At 65.9% G+C, this 15,829-nt stretch carries 13 protein-coding genes; 9 read left to right on the plus strand and 4 right to left on the minus strand.

Annotation, left to right across the window (positions count from 1 at the left end; all coding sequences use genetic code 11):
* Positions 1 to 151: 151 nt before the first annotated feature.
* The 7 genes from L0U82_RS18935 (at position 152) to L0U82_RS18965 (ending at position 7,244) form a co-directional block, all read left to right on the plus strand.
* Positions 152 to 517, plus strand: a complete 366-nt coding sequence (locus tag L0U82_RS18935; protein ID WP_233833434.1) for a response regulator — start codon at positions 152 to 154, stop codon at positions 515 to 517.
* Complete coding sequence (locus L0U82_RS18940; RefSeq protein ID WP_233833436.1) at positions 510 to 1,133, plus strand: chemotaxis protein CheC; 624 nt, start codon at positions 510 to 512, stop codon at positions 1,131 to 1,133. The genes L0U82_RS18935 and L0U82_RS18940 overlap by 8 nt, the downstream gene beginning before the upstream one ends.
* Positions 1,130 to 2,086, plus strand: a complete 957-nt coding sequence (locus tag L0U82_RS18945; protein WP_233833438.1) for a sensor domain-containing diguanylate cyclase — start codon at positions 1,130 to 1,132, stop codon at positions 2,084 to 2,086. Before L0U82_RS18940 ends, L0U82_RS18945 begins: the two co-directional genes overlap by 4 nt.
* A 208-nt stretch (positions 2,087 to 2,294) precedes the next feature.
* Entirely contained in the window at positions 2,295 to 3,143 is an 849-nt protein-coding gene (hpnD, locus tag L0U82_RS18950; protein ID WP_233833440.1) for a presqualene diphosphate synthase HpnD, read from the plus strand.
* A gap of 4 nt (positions 3,144 to 3,147) precedes the next feature.
* Positions 3,148 to 4,413: a hydroxysqualene dehydroxylase HpnE gene (hpnE, locus tag L0U82_RS18955; RefSeq protein ID WP_233833442.1), complete on the plus strand. Its 1,266-nt coding sequence runs from the start codon at positions 3,148 to 3,150 to the stop codon at positions 4,411 to 4,413.
* The gene (gene shc / locus L0U82_RS18960; protein WP_233833444.1) at positions 4,413 to 6,485 is read left to right on the plus strand and encodes a squalene--hopene cyclase; all 2,073 of its coding nucleotides are present in this window, start codon (positions 4,413 to 4,415) and stop codon (positions 6,483 to 6,485) included. The genes hpnE and shc overlap by 1 nt, the downstream gene beginning before the upstream one ends.
* 3 nt (positions 6,486 to 6,488) lie before the next feature.
* Positions 6,489 to 7,244, plus strand: coding sequence for a phosphorylase (locus L0U82_RS18965; protein WP_233833446.1), 756 nt, complete (start codon positions 6,489 to 6,491; stop codon positions 7,242 to 7,244).
* A gap of 20 nt (positions 7,245 to 7,264) precedes the next feature.
* Here the strand turns inward: L0U82_RS18965 and L0U82_RS18970 are convergent, their stop codons facing one another.
* Positions 7,265 to 8,335 (minus strand): MlaA family lipoprotein, encoded by a 1,071-nt coding sequence (locus L0U82_RS18970; RefSeq protein WP_233833448.1) that lies wholly within the window; start codon positions 8,333 to 8,335, stop codon positions 7,265 to 7,267.
* Positions 8,336 to 8,337: 2 nt separating this feature from the next.
* Entirely contained in the window at positions 8,338 to 10,953 is a 2,616-nt protein-coding gene (locus L0U82_RS18975; RefSeq protein ID WP_233833450.1) for an MMPL family transporter, read from the minus strand.
* 214 nt (positions 10,954 to 11,167) lie between these two features.
* On the opposite strand from L0U82_RS18975, the gene L0U82_RS18980 reads away from it, so the two are divergent.
* Complete coding sequence (locus L0U82_RS18980) at positions 11,168 to 11,770, plus strand: MlaC/ttg2D family ABC transporter substrate-binding protein (RefSeq protein ID WP_233833452.1); 603 nt, start codon at positions 11,168 to 11,170, stop codon at positions 11,768 to 11,770.
* Between the two features lie 136 nt (positions 11,771 to 11,906).
* Here the strand turns inward: L0U82_RS18980 and hpnH are convergent, their stop codons facing one another.
* Together hpnH and ispH are read right to left on the minus strand one after the other, a co-directional pair.
* Entirely contained in the window at positions 11,907 to 13,061 is a 1,155-nt protein-coding gene (gene hpnH / locus L0U82_RS18985) for an adenosyl-hopene transferase HpnH (RefSeq protein ID WP_233833454.1), read from the minus strand.
* A 10-nt stretch (positions 13,062 to 13,071) separates the two neighbouring features.
* Positions 13,072 to 14,016, minus strand: a complete 945-nt coding sequence (gene ispH / locus L0U82_RS18990) for a 4-hydroxy-3-methylbut-2-enyl diphosphate reductase (RefSeq protein ID WP_233833456.1) — start codon at positions 14,014 to 14,016, stop codon at positions 13,072 to 13,074.
* A gap of 572 nt (positions 14,017 to 14,588) precedes the next feature.
* Here ispH and L0U82_RS18995 point away from each other — a divergent pair.
* Positions 14,589 to 15,761, plus strand: coding sequence for a glycosyltransferase (locus tag L0U82_RS18995; protein WP_233833458.1), 1,173 nt, complete (start codon positions 14,589 to 14,591; stop codon positions 15,759 to 15,761).
* The last annotated feature ends 68 nt before the right edge of the window (positions 15,762 to 15,829 follow it).

The following is a 15,829-nucleotide window of genomic DNA, read 5'->3' on the forward strand; positions in this document are numbered from 1 at the left end:
TCCGCTTTTCAGCAGGCGTCACTGTACTTTGCCGCGGGTCGATCGACCACGCGCCGAAGCGAGCCGCTATCCGTTTATCGAAACGAACACGAACACCCACGAGCTGATTCCGCTTTCCGACTTGCCCATATTGCCCGACGCTTCCAGACCCATGTTGCCCATTGTGATCGCTGACGATTCGCTGCTCGCGCGCAAGCTGCTCACGAAAGCACTGCCGCCGGACTGGGACGTCGACGTGTCCTACGCGACGAACGGCCGCGAGGCGCTGGCGCTGTACCGCGAGGGCAAGGCTTCGGTGATGTTCCTCGATCTGACGATGCCGGACATGACCGGCTACGACGTGCTCGAAGCGCTGCGTCACGAGGAGCTGAACACCTTCGTGATCGTCGTTTCCGCCGACGTGCAGCCGCTCGCGCGCGAGCGCGTGCGCGAACTCGGCGCGATCGCGTTCATTGCCAAGCCGGTGACGCCCGAGGCGGTGCTGCCCATCCTCAAGGAGTACGGCTTGTATGCCTGAGCCAGCCTTCACCGAAGACCAGCGCGACGCGCTGCAGGAGATCGCCAACCTCGCGATGGGCCAGGCGGCGACGCGTCTCGCGCGGTTGCTCGAATCGTTTATCGAGCTGTCGGTGCCGCGCGTGCAGGTGGTGGACGTGGGCGACGCGGCGCGCACGCTGCGCGAGATGACCGGCATCGACGAAACGGTCAGCGCGGTGCGTCAGGGCTTTCGCTCGGACATCAAGGGCGAGGCGCTGGTGATCTGCCGCAGCGACAGCATCGCGCAACTGTGCGCGCTGGTGAGCGACCCGTATTCGCGGTCGAGCTACGAGGCGATCGGCGAGCGCGAACTGATGCTCGATGTCGCGAACCTGCTCGCCGGTGCGTGCGTGTCGTCGATCCTCGACCAGCTCGGCCGCACGCCGGTGTTTTCCGCGCCGGGCGTGCTCGGCGAAGCGCTCACGCTCGACGAAGTGTTTCAGCCCGGCACGCTGCAATGGCGCAAGGCGCTGCTCGTCGAAGTGAATTTCGCGCTCGAAACGCAGAGCTTTCGCGCGCATCTCGTGATGCTGATGGCCGAAGAGTCGATTCACCATATGAACGAAGCGCTTGACGCGCTGTTGTCCAGTCTATGAATGCTTCCGTGGAATCGTTGAGCGACCTCGTGGTCGAGCGGGTGGGCTTTGGCATCTTCGTGCTCGATCGCGATATGAACGTGCTGATGTGGAACCGCTTCATGCAGGACCACAGTGGGCTCGCACCCGACCAGGTGGTGGGCCGCCCGATCTTTACGCATTTTCCGGATCTGCCGCGCGTATGGCTGTCGCGCAAGATCGAAAGCGTGTTCCAGCTCGGCACCTTTGCCTTCAGCTCGTGGGAGCAACGGCCGTATCTGTTCCGCTTCGATCATGACCGGCCGATTACGGGCGGCGTCGATTTCATGCAGCAGGACTGCACGTTCATGCCGCTGATGCGCGAGCGCGAAGTGGTGGCCGTCTGCGTGACGATCTCCGATGTCACGCATGTGAGCATCGTGCAGCGCGAACGCGAGGAGGCGGTCGCGAAGCTGCAGGAATACGCGAATCTCGACGGGCTGACCGGCATCCCCAACCGGCGCTTTTTCGAAGCGCGTCTGCAGGCCGAGTTCACGCGCTGGCAGCGCTACGGCGGTGATATGTCGATGCTGCTGTTCGATCTCGATCACTTCAAGACGATCAACGACCAGTTCGGCCACGGCGGCGGCGATACCGTGTTGCGCGTGATGGCCGAGCGCGTCGCCAACGTGGTGCGCGCGCAGGATACCTTCGGGCGCTTCGGCGGCGAGGAGTTCGCGCTGCTGCTGCCGTGCACGCCGCTGGACGACGCGATGCTGGTGGCGGACAAGATTCGCCGCGTGATCGCCGAGACGCCGGTCGAGTTGCTGGGCACGAGCGTGGCGGTCACGGCGAGCTTCGGCGGCGCGGCGGCGCACGCGGGCGCGCCCGCCTACGACGTGCTGATCAACGAGGCCGACGCGGCGCTCTACAAGGCGAAGCGCCAGGGACGCAATTGCTCGGTCGCATTCCGGCTCGCCGGGGCCGATTCGTAGCGAACGCCGCGCCGCGCGGTCTTCCCCTCCGTCCCCATATCCGGGCGCGAAACTGCGGCCGGCTGCAAAGATTGCTATACTTTTCGCCGTTTCCGGCCTCCTGGCCGGCTCTTTCGCGCGTGTCCGCGCGCGCGGGCGCACTGCCCAGCGGGTCGGCATAAAAACCTCTTTGATCGCCTTTCAGCGGGCGCCTCCAGCGGAGATCGTCTTGGCTGTTTCCAATCTTGTCGTGGACGATACTGAAATCGACGCCGCTGCCGCTACGTCCGGCAGCTCGTTCTATCTTGCGATGCGCATTCTGCCGGTGGCGCAGCGCGACGCGATGTATCAGGTCTACGCTTTCTGCCGCGCCGTCGACGACATCGCCGACAGCGACCTGCCACGCGCCGAACGCGCGGCTGCGCTGGAGCAATGGCGCGCCGACATCGACGCATGCTATGCCGGCGCACCGCGCGCATCGCTGCGCGCGCTCACGCGGCACATCCACACCTTCCATCTGCAACGCGAAGATTTCCACGCGATGATCGATGGCATGGCGATGGACGCCGCCGCCGACATCTGCGCGCCCGACGACGCGACGCTCGACCTGTATTGCGACCGTGTCGCGAGCGCGGCGGGCCGTCTGTCGGTGAGGATATTCGGGATGCGCGAAGAACCGGGCAGGCTGCTCGCGCATCACCTGGGCCGCGCGCTGCAGCTCACTAACATCCTGCGCGATATCGACGAAGACGCCGATATCAACCGCTGCTACCTGCCGCTCGAACTGCTCGCGCGCGAAGGCATCGCGGTCACGAACCCGCACGAAATCGCCGACGATCCTTCGCTGCCGCGCGTTTGCGCGACGCTCGCCGAGCGCGCGAAGGAGCACTTCGCCGCATCCGACGCGATCATGGACCGCGAGCCGCGCATGCAGGTGCGCGCGCCGCGCATCATGTCGGGCGTCTATCGCGTGCTGCTGGAGCGCACGCTCGATCGCGGCTTCGACATTCCGCGCACCAAGGTCCGCAAGCCGAAGCTGCGTCTGCTGTGGATCGTCGCGCGGTACGCGCTGTTCTGAGCTGATGCCGAAGCTCGTCCACGTGGTCGGCGCGGGCGCGGCCGGCCTCGCCGCCGCCGTGCAATTGCAGCGGCGCGGCGCGCGGGTCGTGCTGCACGAAGCGCAGGACCACGCGGGCGGCCGCTGCCATTCGTTCTACGACGCGCGGCTCGGCACGACACTCGATAGCGGCAATCACATCGTGCTGTCGGGCAATGCGTCGACGCTGAACTACCTGCGCGCGATCGGCGCCGCCGACGAACTGGCCGGTCCGTCGCTGCCCGAGTATTCATTCGTCGACCTGGCCACGCGGGCGCGCTGGAACGTGCGCCTGTCGCCGGGGCGGTTGCCGTGGTGGATTTTCGATCCGCACGCGCGCACGCCGAACACGCACCCGGCCGATTATCTGGCGCTCGTGCCGCTGCTGTTTGCGAAGCCCGGCCGCAGCGTCGCGCAGACGATGCGCTGTGACGGCCCGCTGTGGGACAGGCTGCTCAGGCCGCTGCTGCATGCGCTGCTCAATGTCGAGCCGCGCGATGCGTCGGCCGAACTGACCGGCGCGATCGTGCGCGAGACGCTGCTCGAGGGCGGCCTCGCGTGCCGGCCGCTGATCGCGCGCAACGGCCTTGGCAGCGCGTTCGTCGACCCGGCGTTGCGGCTGCTGCAACATGGCGGCGCGACGATCCGGCTCGGCTCCCGGCTGCAAGACATCACGTTCGCGGCCGAACCGGCTCGCGTGCGGGCGTTGCATTTCGGCGAGGACAGCATCACGCTCGGCGTGAACGAGGCCGTCATTCTGGCGCTGCCGCCCGAAGTGGCGCCGGCGCTCGTGCCGGGGATGTGCGCACCGAACCGCTTCGCGGCGACGATCAATGTGCATTTCGCCGTCGAGCCGCCGGTCGGCTTGCCGCCAGTCAGCTGTCTGCTGAACGGCACGGCCGAATGGCTGTTCGCGTTCGATGGTCGCCTGTCGGTAGCGCTCGCCGATGCCGGCAAGCAACTCGATACGCCACCCGATGCGCTGGCGGCGACCGTATGGGCCGAGGTCGCGCGGGCGATCGATCTGCCGCTCGCGCCGATGCCGCCGTGGCAGGTCGTCGCTGAACCTCGCGCGACATTTGCCGCGCTGCCCGCGCAGGAAACGCTGCGCCCGGGCATGCGCACTCGCTGGAACAACCTGATGCTGGCGGGCGACTGGACGGCCACCGGCCTGCCCCCGACGCTAGAAGGCGCGATCCGCTCCGGCCAGAAGGCCGCGGATGCGCTGCTGAATCAAACGATGGAACGCTGATGAACGATTTATCCGAAAGCCAGCCGCTCGATGCGGTTCTGCCTGAATCCGCCGACGCGGCGCTTGCCGCGGCCGACACGACCGCCGAGCCGAGCGAGCCGCCGGTGCTCGCTGCTGCTGCGACTGCCTCCGCAACCGACACCGCGACTCCGCTCGACATCTCGATCACGCGCGCGACCGACGCGATCCTCGCCGCGCAGCAGCCCGACGGCCACTGGGTCTACGAACTCGAAGCCGACGCGACGATTCCGGCCGAATACGTACTGCTGGTTCACTACCTCGGCGAAACGCCGAACCTCGAACTCGAACAGAAGATCGCCCGTTATCTGCGCCGTATCCAGCTGGCCGACGGCGGCTGGCCGCTCTTTACCGATGGCGCGTTCGACGTCAGCGCGAGCGTGAAAGCGTACTTCGCGCTGAAGATGATCGGCGATCCGGTCGACGCCGAGCACATGGTGCGCGCGCGCGAAGCGATCCTCGCGCACGGCGGCGCGGAACGCGTGAACGTGTTCACGCGGGTGCTGCTCGCGCTGTTCGGCGTGGTGTCGTGGCGCGCGGTGCCGATGATGCCCGTCGAGATCATGCTGCTGCCGATGTGGTTTCCGTTCCACCTGTCGAAGGTATCGTACTGGGCGCGCACCGTGATCGTGCCGCTGCTGGTGCTCAACGCGAAGCGGCCGCTGGCGCGCAATCCGCGCAAGGTGCGCATCGACGAGCTGTTCCGCGGCGCGCCGGTCAACACCGGCATGAACGAACGCGCGCCGCATCAGCACGCGGGCTGGTTCGGCTTTTTCCGTTGTGTCGATACGGTGCTGCGCGCATTCGACGGCCTGTTCCCGAAGGCCACGCGCGAGCGCGCGGTTCACGCGGCGGTCGCGTTCGTCGACGAACGGCTGAACGGCGAGGACGGCCTCGGCGCGATTTTCCCGGCGATGGCCAACTCGGTGATGATGTACGACGTGCTCGGCTATCCGGCCGATCATCCGCATCGCGCGATCGCGCGCAAGTCGCTCGACAAGCTGCTCGTGATCAAGGAAGACGAAGCGTATTGCCAGCCGTGTCTGTCGCCGGTATGGGACACCTCGCTGGTCGCGCATGCGCTGCTCGAAACCGGCGAGGCGCGCGCCGAGCAGGCGGCCGAGCGCGGGCTCGACTGGCTGCGTCCGTTGCAGATTCTCGACGTGCGCGGCGACTGGATCTCGCGCCGCGAACACGTGCGCCCAGGTGGCTGGGCGTTCCAGTACAACAACGCGCATTACCCGGACGTCGACGATACGGCGGTCGTCGTGATGGCGATGCATCGTTCGGCGGCGCTCACGCAATCGACAGCCTATGAGCAGGCGATGGCGCGCGCGCGCGAATGGGTGGTCGGCATGCAGAGCAGCGATGGTGGCTGGGGCGCGTTCGAGCCGGAAAACACGCAGTACTACCTGAACAACATTCCGTTCTCCGATCACGGCGCGCTGCTCGATCCGCCGACGGCCGACGTGTCGGGCCGTTGTCTGTCGATGCTCGCGCAGATCGGCGAATTGCCGCAAAACAGCGAGCCGGCGCGGCGCGCGTTCGACTACATGCTGAAGGAGCAGGAGTCGGACGGCAGCTGGTACGGACGCTGGGGCCTGAACTACATCTACGGTACGTGGACTGCGCTGTGCTCGCTGAACGCGGCGGGCATGTCGCACGACGACCCGCGCATGAAGCGCGCGGCGCAGTGGCTCGTGTCGATCCAGAATGAGGACGGCGGCTGGGGCGAGGGCGGCGAGAGCTACAAGCTCGACTATCGCGGCTACGAGCGCGCGCCGAGTACCGCGTCGCAAACCGCGTGGGCGCTGATGGGCCTGATGGCGGCAGGCGAGGTCAATCACGACGCAGTCGCGCGCGGTATCGACTATCTGCAGCGCGAACAGCGCGAGCATGGGCTGTGGGATGAAACGCGCTTTACCGCGACCGGCTTCCCGCGCGTGTTCTATCTGCGCTACCACGGTTATCGCAAGTTCTTCCCGCTGTGGGCGCTGGCGCGTTTCCGTCATCTGAAGCGCAATGGGCTCACGCGCGTCGCGGTCGGGATGTAACGGATGTCCTTGTCGATAACGTCGCCGGCGGGTGCTGGTGCTGGTGGCTTGCCCGTGATCGTCGTGACCGGCATGGCGTTCGAGGCGCGCATCGCGCGTGGTGACGGCAGCGAGCGGGTCGAAGTCGTGTACGCGGCGCGTGCCGATCTGCTTGAACGCGCGCTGAGCGCGGCGGTCGCGCGTGGCGCGGCCGGGATCATCAGCTTCGGTACGGCGGGCGGGCTCGCGCCCGATCTGGAGCCCGGCGCGTTGATCGTTGCCGATGCGGTGAATGGACCGTTCGGGCGGCTCGATACCGATCGGCAGTGGGCGGACAGGATCGCCACGGCCGTGACCGCGACGGCGGCGCGCAGCGGGCTTGCTGGGCGTTTGCGACGCGGCCCGATGGCGGCTGTCGCCGCACCGCTGATTACCGCCGACGACAAACGCGCGCTGCACAACTCGACCGGCGCGCTCGCGGTCGATATGGAATCGCATATCGCGGGCGCGACGGCCGCCGCATATGGCTTGCCGTTCGCGGTGTGCCGCGCGGTCGTCGATCCGGCGTGGCGCACGCTGCCGCCGGCCGCCACGGCTGGCCTGCGCGATGACGGCAGCACGGCGCTCGGACCGATTCTGCGCGAACTGTTGCGGCAACCGTCGCAACTGGGTGCGCTGATGCGTCTCGCCGCCGATGCGCGTGCCGCGCGAGCCGCGCTGGTTCAGGCGCGGCGGGCGATGGGCGAGGGTGGTGTGCTGCGGATGCCGGCCGTCGTTTAACGTGCGTTTTTGTCGAACCGCTATTGCACTGCGGGTGTGGCCGACGCGCCAGCCGGCGCGACAGGTGCAGCTGGCGCAGTAGCCGGCGCTGCGCCGCTCGCCGCCGCATCACCGGGATCGGTGTAGTTAGGCAAGCCGTCCGGCGCGCGTTTCGCGGCACCCGATGCACCGTTCGGTGCCGGCGTCGTGTCACCCGGGTCGGTGTAATTCGGCAAATCATCCGGCGCCGCCTTACCCGCACCGCCCGCCCCCGAAGCACCATTCGGCGCTTCCCCAACATCCCCCGGGTCCGAATAGTTCGGCAGCCCGCCCGCCGGCGCGCCAGCCGCGGGCGCGCTCGCTCCCGTGTTCCCCTGATCGTCGTAATTCGGCGGCGGCGCATTGTTGTCGCTCGTGCCGCGCAGGCGCGCGCGGCGCTGCTGCGTATAGGCATCGCGCACGAACGAGTATTTGTCGAGCGCGGCCTGTTGCAGCAGATCGGTCGCGCCGAGCAGATCCGAGCGCGTGCTCACGAATTGCAGCACGTACAGCGGATTACGCGTTGCCGGTTCCATGTAGTTCAACGGATTGAACTTCACGTCGACGACGAGCCCCATGCTGTCACGCACGGTGCTCGGTCCGAACAGCGGCAACACGAGATACGGCCCCGACGGAATGCCCCAATGCCCGAGCGTCAGACCGAAGTCCTGGTGATGCTTCGGCAAGCCCGCCGGCGTCGCCCAGTCGAGCAGACCGCCGATGCCGAATACCGAGTTGAACGCGAAGCGCATGATGTCTTCGGTCGCATCGGTGATCTTCAGTTGCAGCAACGCGTTCGCGGCGTTGGTGAGGTCGCCGAGATTCGAGAAGAAGTTGCTGACGGCGGTGCGCAGCGGCTGCGGCGTCACCTTCTGATAGCCCTTTGCGACCGGCACCGCGACATAGCGGTCCACGCCGTCGTTGAAACTGAAGATCGCCCGGTTCACGGGTTCGAACGGATCGCCCGGCTTGCGGTCGGGCGCGGTTGCGCAGCCGGAGATCAAACTCACAGCGGTGAGCGTCAGCGTGGCCTGGGTGGCCAATGTGGCCAGGTTGGCGTTACGCAGCTTCATGCCTAAATTCCTTTTTGCTTCGCGCGACGTTGGCGCGGCTTGCCCATCAGCACCGGTTGGAACACCACCGCGCCGATCAGCGTGCAGAACAGCGACAGCGCGAGCAGACGTCCCATGCTCGACGTGCCGGGATGATGCGACAGCCAGAGGCTGCCGAACGCGGTGGCCGTGGTCGCGGCGCTGAACAGCACCGCGTGCGTCAGGCTCGATTGCAGCAGGCCGGTCTGGCCGTGGCGCCACGCCATCACGAAATAGATCTTGAATGCGACGCCGACGCCGAGCATCAGCGGGAGCGCGATGATGTTCGCGAAGTTCAGCGGCATGCCGAACACCACGCACAGTTCGAGCGTCACGAGCGCGGAGACCAGCAGCGGCACCAGCGTGCGCAACACGTCGCCGACACGCCGCAACGCGATCCATAGCAGCACCGCGATCGACAGCAACGCGTAGACGGCCGCTTGCAGGAACGCCTTGATGATCGTGTCGGCCGAATGCAGGATCGAAATCGGTCCGCCGATCGCGCCCGGCTCCGCCTTCTTCACCGCGTGGGCGAAGCGCGCGAGCATCTGGTCGTCGTTCGGATCGACACCGGCGGGCACCTTCGGCGCGATGTCGACGAGCGCGTGGCCGCCCTTGCCGATCCACGTCGCGGTGATGCCCTTCGGCAGGTTCTCGCGGGTGATTTCGGCCGGCTGCAGCAGGTTCGTCAACTGCATCAACGCGATGCGCAGCGTGTCGGACATCGCGACTTCGGCGCGATCGCGCGTGGCGGCATCGGCGCTGGCGAGCTTTTGCAGCGTCGCCGACAGACGCTGCGCTTCGGCCGCGCCCGGCCCCGGATGATCCTCGGCGGCGAGCGACAGCTGGTTCGACGCGCGCTTGAGCGCGGCGACGCGCACTTCGTCGGTGGCCGGCTGCGCGGGTTGCTGCTGCAACGCGGGCAACAACTGCTGCGCGGCGCTCGCGATCAGCATCATCTTCTGTTGCTGGTCGGTCGGCACGAAGGTGCTCAGTGTCGTCACGCGGCCCACTTCGGGCAGCTTGCGCAAACGCTCGGCCATCGCGTCGGCGTCGGCTAGCGACGGCGCGAGCGCATGCACGTTGTTGACCGCCGCTTCCGGTGAATCCTTCAGCGACAGCAGCGTCGCCATCGACTCCGTGTGCGGATCTTTCAGATGCAGCGGATTGAAATCGAAGCGCAGATGCGTGAGCAGCGGCGTCGCGCCGAGCACGACGATCAGCGTGCCGATCAGCACGGGCTTGCGATGATGATCGAGGAAGTCGTCGACCGGCGCGAGCCGCTTGAAGCCCGGCGAGCCGGCTTCGCCCGGCGGCCGAAAGACCTTCAGCAGCGCGGGCAGCAGCGTCATGTTCGTGAAGTACGCGACGAACATGCCGACGCCTGCGATCTGGCCCAGCTCCGATACGCCGCGATAGGCGGTCGGCAGGAACGAGAAGAAGCTCAGCGCGACCGCGACCGCCGCCAGCGTGAGCGGCACGCCGATGCTGTGCGCGGTGTGCATCAGCGCGGCCGATAGCCGGTTGTCGCGATTGCGCTCCTCGCGATACTTGACGCCGAACTGCACGCCGAAATCGACCCCGAGTCCAACGAACAGCACCATGAACGCGACCGAAATCATGTTGAGCGCGCCGACCATCATCAGACCGAGCGCGGCCGTGATTGCGAGGCCGACGAACAGCGTGATGAACACCGCGACGATCATGCGGCCCGAGCGCAGCGCGAGCCACAGAATGATCAGCACGACGACGAAGGTGCCGATGCCGTTGAGCACCGCGCCGTCCTGCACCGACGCGAACTCTTCGTCGGCGAGCGGCTGCTCGCCGGTCAGGCGGACCGTCGCGCCATAGCGTGAGTCCAGATGCAGCGACGCGGCGGTCGCGCGGATCGCCCTCGATGCGCTTGCGCCCGGTTCCAGCGCGTCGTAGTTGACGACCGGCTGCACGATGACGAATGCGCGCGCCGGATCGGTGGCGGCGCTCCTGTCGACCAGCGCGCGCCACGAGAACGCCGCCGGTTGGCCGGCTAGTACGCGATCGAGTGTGTTCGCGCTTTGCGAAAGCAGATGACTCATGTCGCCGAGCTTTACCTGACCCAGTTGCAACGGCAGCAGCAAGCTCGTTGTCAGCGTGCCGGCGAGGCCGGTCAGGCTCGGATCATGCGCAAGCGCATTGACGAGCGGTCGCGACTGCACGAGTTGCGACGTGGTGGACATCACTTCGTCGGTGGACGGGAACAGCAGGCCGTTGTGTTCGAAGAACGGGCCGCCGGTGGGCTGCGAAACCGATGTGAACTCCTTCGAGTCGGCCCTGAGCGCGGCGGTCAGCGCGTTGGCTGCCGCATCGGCGAATTCGGGGGCGCGCGCCTCGACCACCACGAGCACGGTGTCGCCGCGCTCGGGGAACGCGGTGTCGATCGCGTTTTGCAATGCCGTCCATTGCTTGTCGGTTTCGACGAGACGGCTGATGTCCGTATTGATCTTGAAGTTATGCGCGACGTAGACGCCACTCAGAACGGCGAGCACGAACGACAGCGCGATGATCCTGAACGGATGACGCACCGAGTACGCGACGAGACGGACGATAGATGACTTCAGCATGTAGGCGAAAGTGGCCTTATCACGGGTGTTGTTTTTTGACGAAGGTGCATAAGTATACAGAGCCGGAGCACCGCAGCCCGACTTCGGTAGCAAGTGCGGCGCCCGGCGGCGCCGGCCGGGATGGGAACGCAATCCCGGCTATACTGGTCTATCCCTCTTTAGCCTTGGGCTGCGCGGTCCGCCGGCGCTACTTCTCTCTGGTCCTGACGAGCGTATGAAACGATATCTGTCTGCTTTCCTGGCCGCGGCCGTGGTGTCCACGGCCGCGTTTGCGCAAACTGCGCCTGACGCGGTGGTAAAAAGTGCCGTCGAAGGCACCGTTACCGCGATGAAGGCGGACGCGAAGGCGCGCGGTGGCGACATGGCGCAGATCACGCACATTGTCGAAACGCACTTCCTGCCCGCCACCGACTTCCAGCGCACTACGCGTATCGCAATCGGCAAGTCCTGGTCGACCGCGACGCCGGAACAGCAAAAGCAGCTGTACGAGCAGTTTACGCTGCTGCTCACCCGTACTTATGCCGCGTCGCTGTCGCAACTGCGCGACCAGGACGTGAAGTTCAAGTTTATGCCGGTGAGCGTGCCGGGCGGCGCCGCCGACATCGTCGTCCAATCGCATGTCATCAGCAACGGCGGCGACGATGCGATCGACTACCGGCTCACCAAGGGGCCATCCGGCTGGAAGATCTACGACATCAACATGATGGGCGCGTGGCTGATCCAGGTGTATCAAACGCAGTTCGCCGATCAGATCAGCAAAGGCGGCATCGACGGGCTCATCAAGTTCCTGACCGAACACAATGCGCGCGGCGCGTGAGGCTTAGCGCCGGGAGCATTTGACGCGATCAAAGAAAAAGCGCGGTGGCTTGATTGGCCACCGCGCTTTTTTTATGGCTGATGCCTGAAGGCTCACGCGCAGTCCGGGGCGGCGCGCGGCCGCCCGATCGAACCGCTCAGTGTGCGGCAGTCGCGGTCTGCACCTTCTTGCCGGTGCCGGCGCGCTTGATCTCGTCGAGCTTGATCTCGACGTGACGCGAGAACACGTATTCGGCGGGACGCTGCTTGTCGAGCGGGATGTCCTTGGCGAACGCACCCGTGGTCTTCGGACCGCGCAGGCTGACCTTCAGCGCCTTCAGCGGATGCGCGACCGTATCCATCACGGCTGTCGCTTCGAAACCGCAGTGGACCATGCAGTCGGCGCACTTCTCGTAGTTGCCGGTGCCGTACTTGTCCCAGTCGGTGGTTTCCATCAGTTCCTTGAAGGTCTTCACGTAGCCTTCGCCGACCAGATAGCACGGCTTTTGCCAGCCGAACACCGTACGCGCCGGGTTGCCCCACGGCGTGCATTCGTAGCTCTGGTTGCCCGCGAGGAAGTCGAGGAACATCGCCGACTGGCTGAACGACCAGTTCTTGCCGTTGTTGCCGCGCTTGAAGATTTCGCGGAACAGTTGCTTGGTCTTGTCGCGATTCAGGAAGTGTTGCTGGTCCGGCGCGCGCTCATATGCGTAACCCGGCGACACGGTAATGCCGTCGACGCCCATCGGGCCCAGCGTGTCGAAGAACTTCGCGACGCGCTCCGGCTGTGCGTCGTTGAACAGCGTGCAGTTGATGTTCACGCGGAAACCACGGCGCTTCGCCTCGCGGATCGCCGCGACGGCCTTCTCGTACACGCCTTCCTGCGACACCGAGTGATCGTGCGCTTCCTGGTCGCCGTCGAGGTGAACCGACCAGACGAAATACGGATTCGGCTCGTAGTCGTCCATCTTCTTTTCCATCAAGAGCGCGTTCGTGCACAGGTACACGAACTTCTTGCGCGCCATGATGCCCTTGACGATCTGCGGCATTTCCTTGTGCAGCAGCGGCTCGCCACCGGCAATCGATACCACCGGCGCGCCGCATTCGTCGACGGCCTGCAGGCACTCTTCGAGCGACAGACGCTGGTTCAGGATGGGATCCGGATAGTCGATCTTGCCGCAACCATTGCAGGCGAGATTGCAGCGAAACAGCGGCTCCAGCATCAGGGCGAGCGGATAGCGTTTGTTGCCGGAGAGATGCTGGCGCATGATGTATGCACCGACGCGGACTTTCTGTAGCAGCGGAATAGACAAGACGTCCTCCTTAAACTTCGCGTGCAGCGAGTGGTTGCATCAGCTTCGATGGCAACTTGAATTCGACCTTTTCTTCACGGCCCGCCATCGTCGTGACATCGACGGGCCCCAATGCGCGCAGCGCATCGATTACGTTTTTGACCATCTCTTCCGGTGCCGACGCGCCGGCCGTGATGCCGACCGTCTGGACCCCCGCAAACCATTCCGGCTTCACTTCGGAGCCATCGGCGACGAGGTAGCTCGCCACGCCGCTTTCGCTGCCGATTTCGCGCAGCCGGTTCGAGTTCGAGCTGTTGGTGGCGCCAACCACCAGCAGCACTTCCACTTCCTTGCTCAATTCGCGCACCGCGGCCTGACGATTCTGCGTCGCGTAGCAGATGTCGCGCGTGTCCGGACCGACGATGTCGGTGAAGCGGCGCAGCAGCGCGTCGATGATGCCGCGCGTATCGTCGACCGACAGCGTGGTCTGCGTGACGTAGGCGAGCGGCGCATCGGTCGGCAGATCCAGTCTCGCGACCTCGGCCTCGCTTTGCACGAGCAGCACCTTGCCCGGAATCTGACCGATCGTGCCTTCCACTTCCGGATGACCCGCGTGGCCGATCAGGATCAGCGTGCGGCCGGCGGCGACATACTGGCGCCCTTGCACGTGAACCTTGGTGACGAGCGGGCAGGTTGCGTCGAGCACGTCGAGGCCACGGGCTTCGGCATCGCGCTCGACGGTTTGCGCCACGCCATGCGCGCTGAATATTGCCACAGCGCCTTGCGGCACTTCGTCGAGTTCCTCGACGAAACGCGCACCTTTCTGGCGCAGATTGTCGACCACGTGACGGTTATGAACAATCTCGTGGCGGACATACACGGGCGCGCCGTGTTGCTGTAACGCACGATCGACGATTTCGATTGCGCGGACAACGCCCGCACAAAAGCCGCGGGGCTGAGCAAGGATGACTCGCATAAATTGGCGAACTCCGACAGACGCGGGTTTCGAAGAAGTCGGTGAAGCTGACTTTATCGCCGCGCTCATCTTGATTAGTTGACGTCTTGAGCCCCGGCGACCAGCCGGTACAGCAAAACCAAACGCGCATTCTAACGCTATCGGGGCCGCTTTGCTTTGCGGCGCGGCCCTTGTGTTGGGCGCTTGCCGCACCCGCAACGCGGTGTCCAGCGCCGCATCCGGGGGCACCGGGAGCAGGGCGCGGACGCCCGCGGCGGCGTAACGGGCCGCGATCGCACGCTGCGCCGCCGTGGCGGAACCCTTAAACTACCGGTCCTTGCGCGTGCATCGCGCGCCGTCTTACAGAATGGTTTCGAGGCTTGCTGGATGGACGTCGATCCGCACGAGAATTTCCGGATCACGAGCGTATCGTTGCCGAAGGCGCCGCGCGCGGCTGCATTATCTATCAGGCCGCGCGGATCACGGCCGATACTCACAGTGTTCGACGGGTGCGTGACGGCGGCGCGCATCGTGGCAATGCAACTGTCCAGACGTGCCGGCGTGGCGGCACGTTCAATCGAGGGTAATGCTTAATGGCGGCGGTTCTGTTTGTTCTTTCGGGTGTTTCCCTGCTGATCTGGTGCGTGCTGCTGTTCGCGCGCGGCGGCTTCTGGCGCGCGCGCCCCGCCGCCCCGCTGAGCGTTGCGCCGCGCGCCGAGTGGCCGGCCGTCGCGGCCGTGGTGCCGGCGCGCAATGAGGTCGACGTGATTGCCGAGGCGGTCACGTCGTTGCTGCAGCAGGATTATCGCGGCGCGTTCCACGTGATCGTCGTCGACGATCACAGTACGGACGGCACCGCCGATGCCGCGCGAGCCGCCGCATTGCAACTGCAATGTCCGGAACGCCTGACCGTGCTCACCGCGAAACCGTTGCCGCCGGGCTGGTCCGGCAAGGTGTGGGCGCAATCGCAGGGTATCGAGGCGGTGCGCACGCAGGGTCTGCCGGCCGATTACCTGTTGCTGACCGACGCCGACATCGGCCATCCCACCGATGCGCTCACGCAACTGGTCGTGCGCGCGGATGCCGAAAAGCGCGACCTGGTCTCGCTGATGGTGCGACTGCGCTGCGATTCGTTCTGGGAAAAGGCGCTGATTCCGGCCTTCGTGTTCTTCTTCGCGAAGCTGTATCCGTTCGCGTGGGTCAACAATCCGCGCAACCGCACCGCGGCGGCCGCCGGGGGCTGCATGCTGGTTCGGCGCGTGGCGCTGGAAGAAGCGGGCGGCATCGAGTCGATCCGCGCCGAGCTGATCGACGATTGCAGTCTTGCCGCGCGCATCAAGCATCGCGGCGACGGGCGTCATCCGATCCGGCTCGACGTCGCGGCCAGAAGCGTTTCGCTGCGTCCTTACGATAGCTGGCGCGAGATCTGGAACATGATCGCGCGCACCGCGTTCACCCAGCTGCGCTATTCGCCGCTGCTGCTCGCGGGCACGCTCGTCGGCATGGCGATCATCTATCTGCTGCCCCCCGTCGCCGCGCTCGTGCTCGGCCCGCTCGGCTGGCCCGCATGGTTCGCGTGGGCGGCAATGTGCTGCGCTTATGCGCCGATGCTCGTCTACTATCGCCGCTCGCCGCTGTGGGCGCCGTTTCTGCCGCTCGTCGCGCTGTTCTATGTCGGCGCGACGTTTGCCTCGGCGGTGCGCTACTGGCGCGGCAAGGGCGGTCAGTGGAAGGCGCGCGTGCAGGCGCCGGTGCAGGAGCGTTGAGTCGGGCCTTCAACGCAAAACGGATGGACGAAAAAAAAGCGGCTTTGGCCGCTTTTTTGCGTTCGTAC

It is taken from the genome of Paraburkholderia sp. ZP32-5, from assembly GCF_021390495.1.
Classification (GTDB): domain Bacteria; phylum Pseudomonadota; class Gammaproteobacteria; order Burkholderiales; family Burkholderiaceae; genus Paraburkholderia.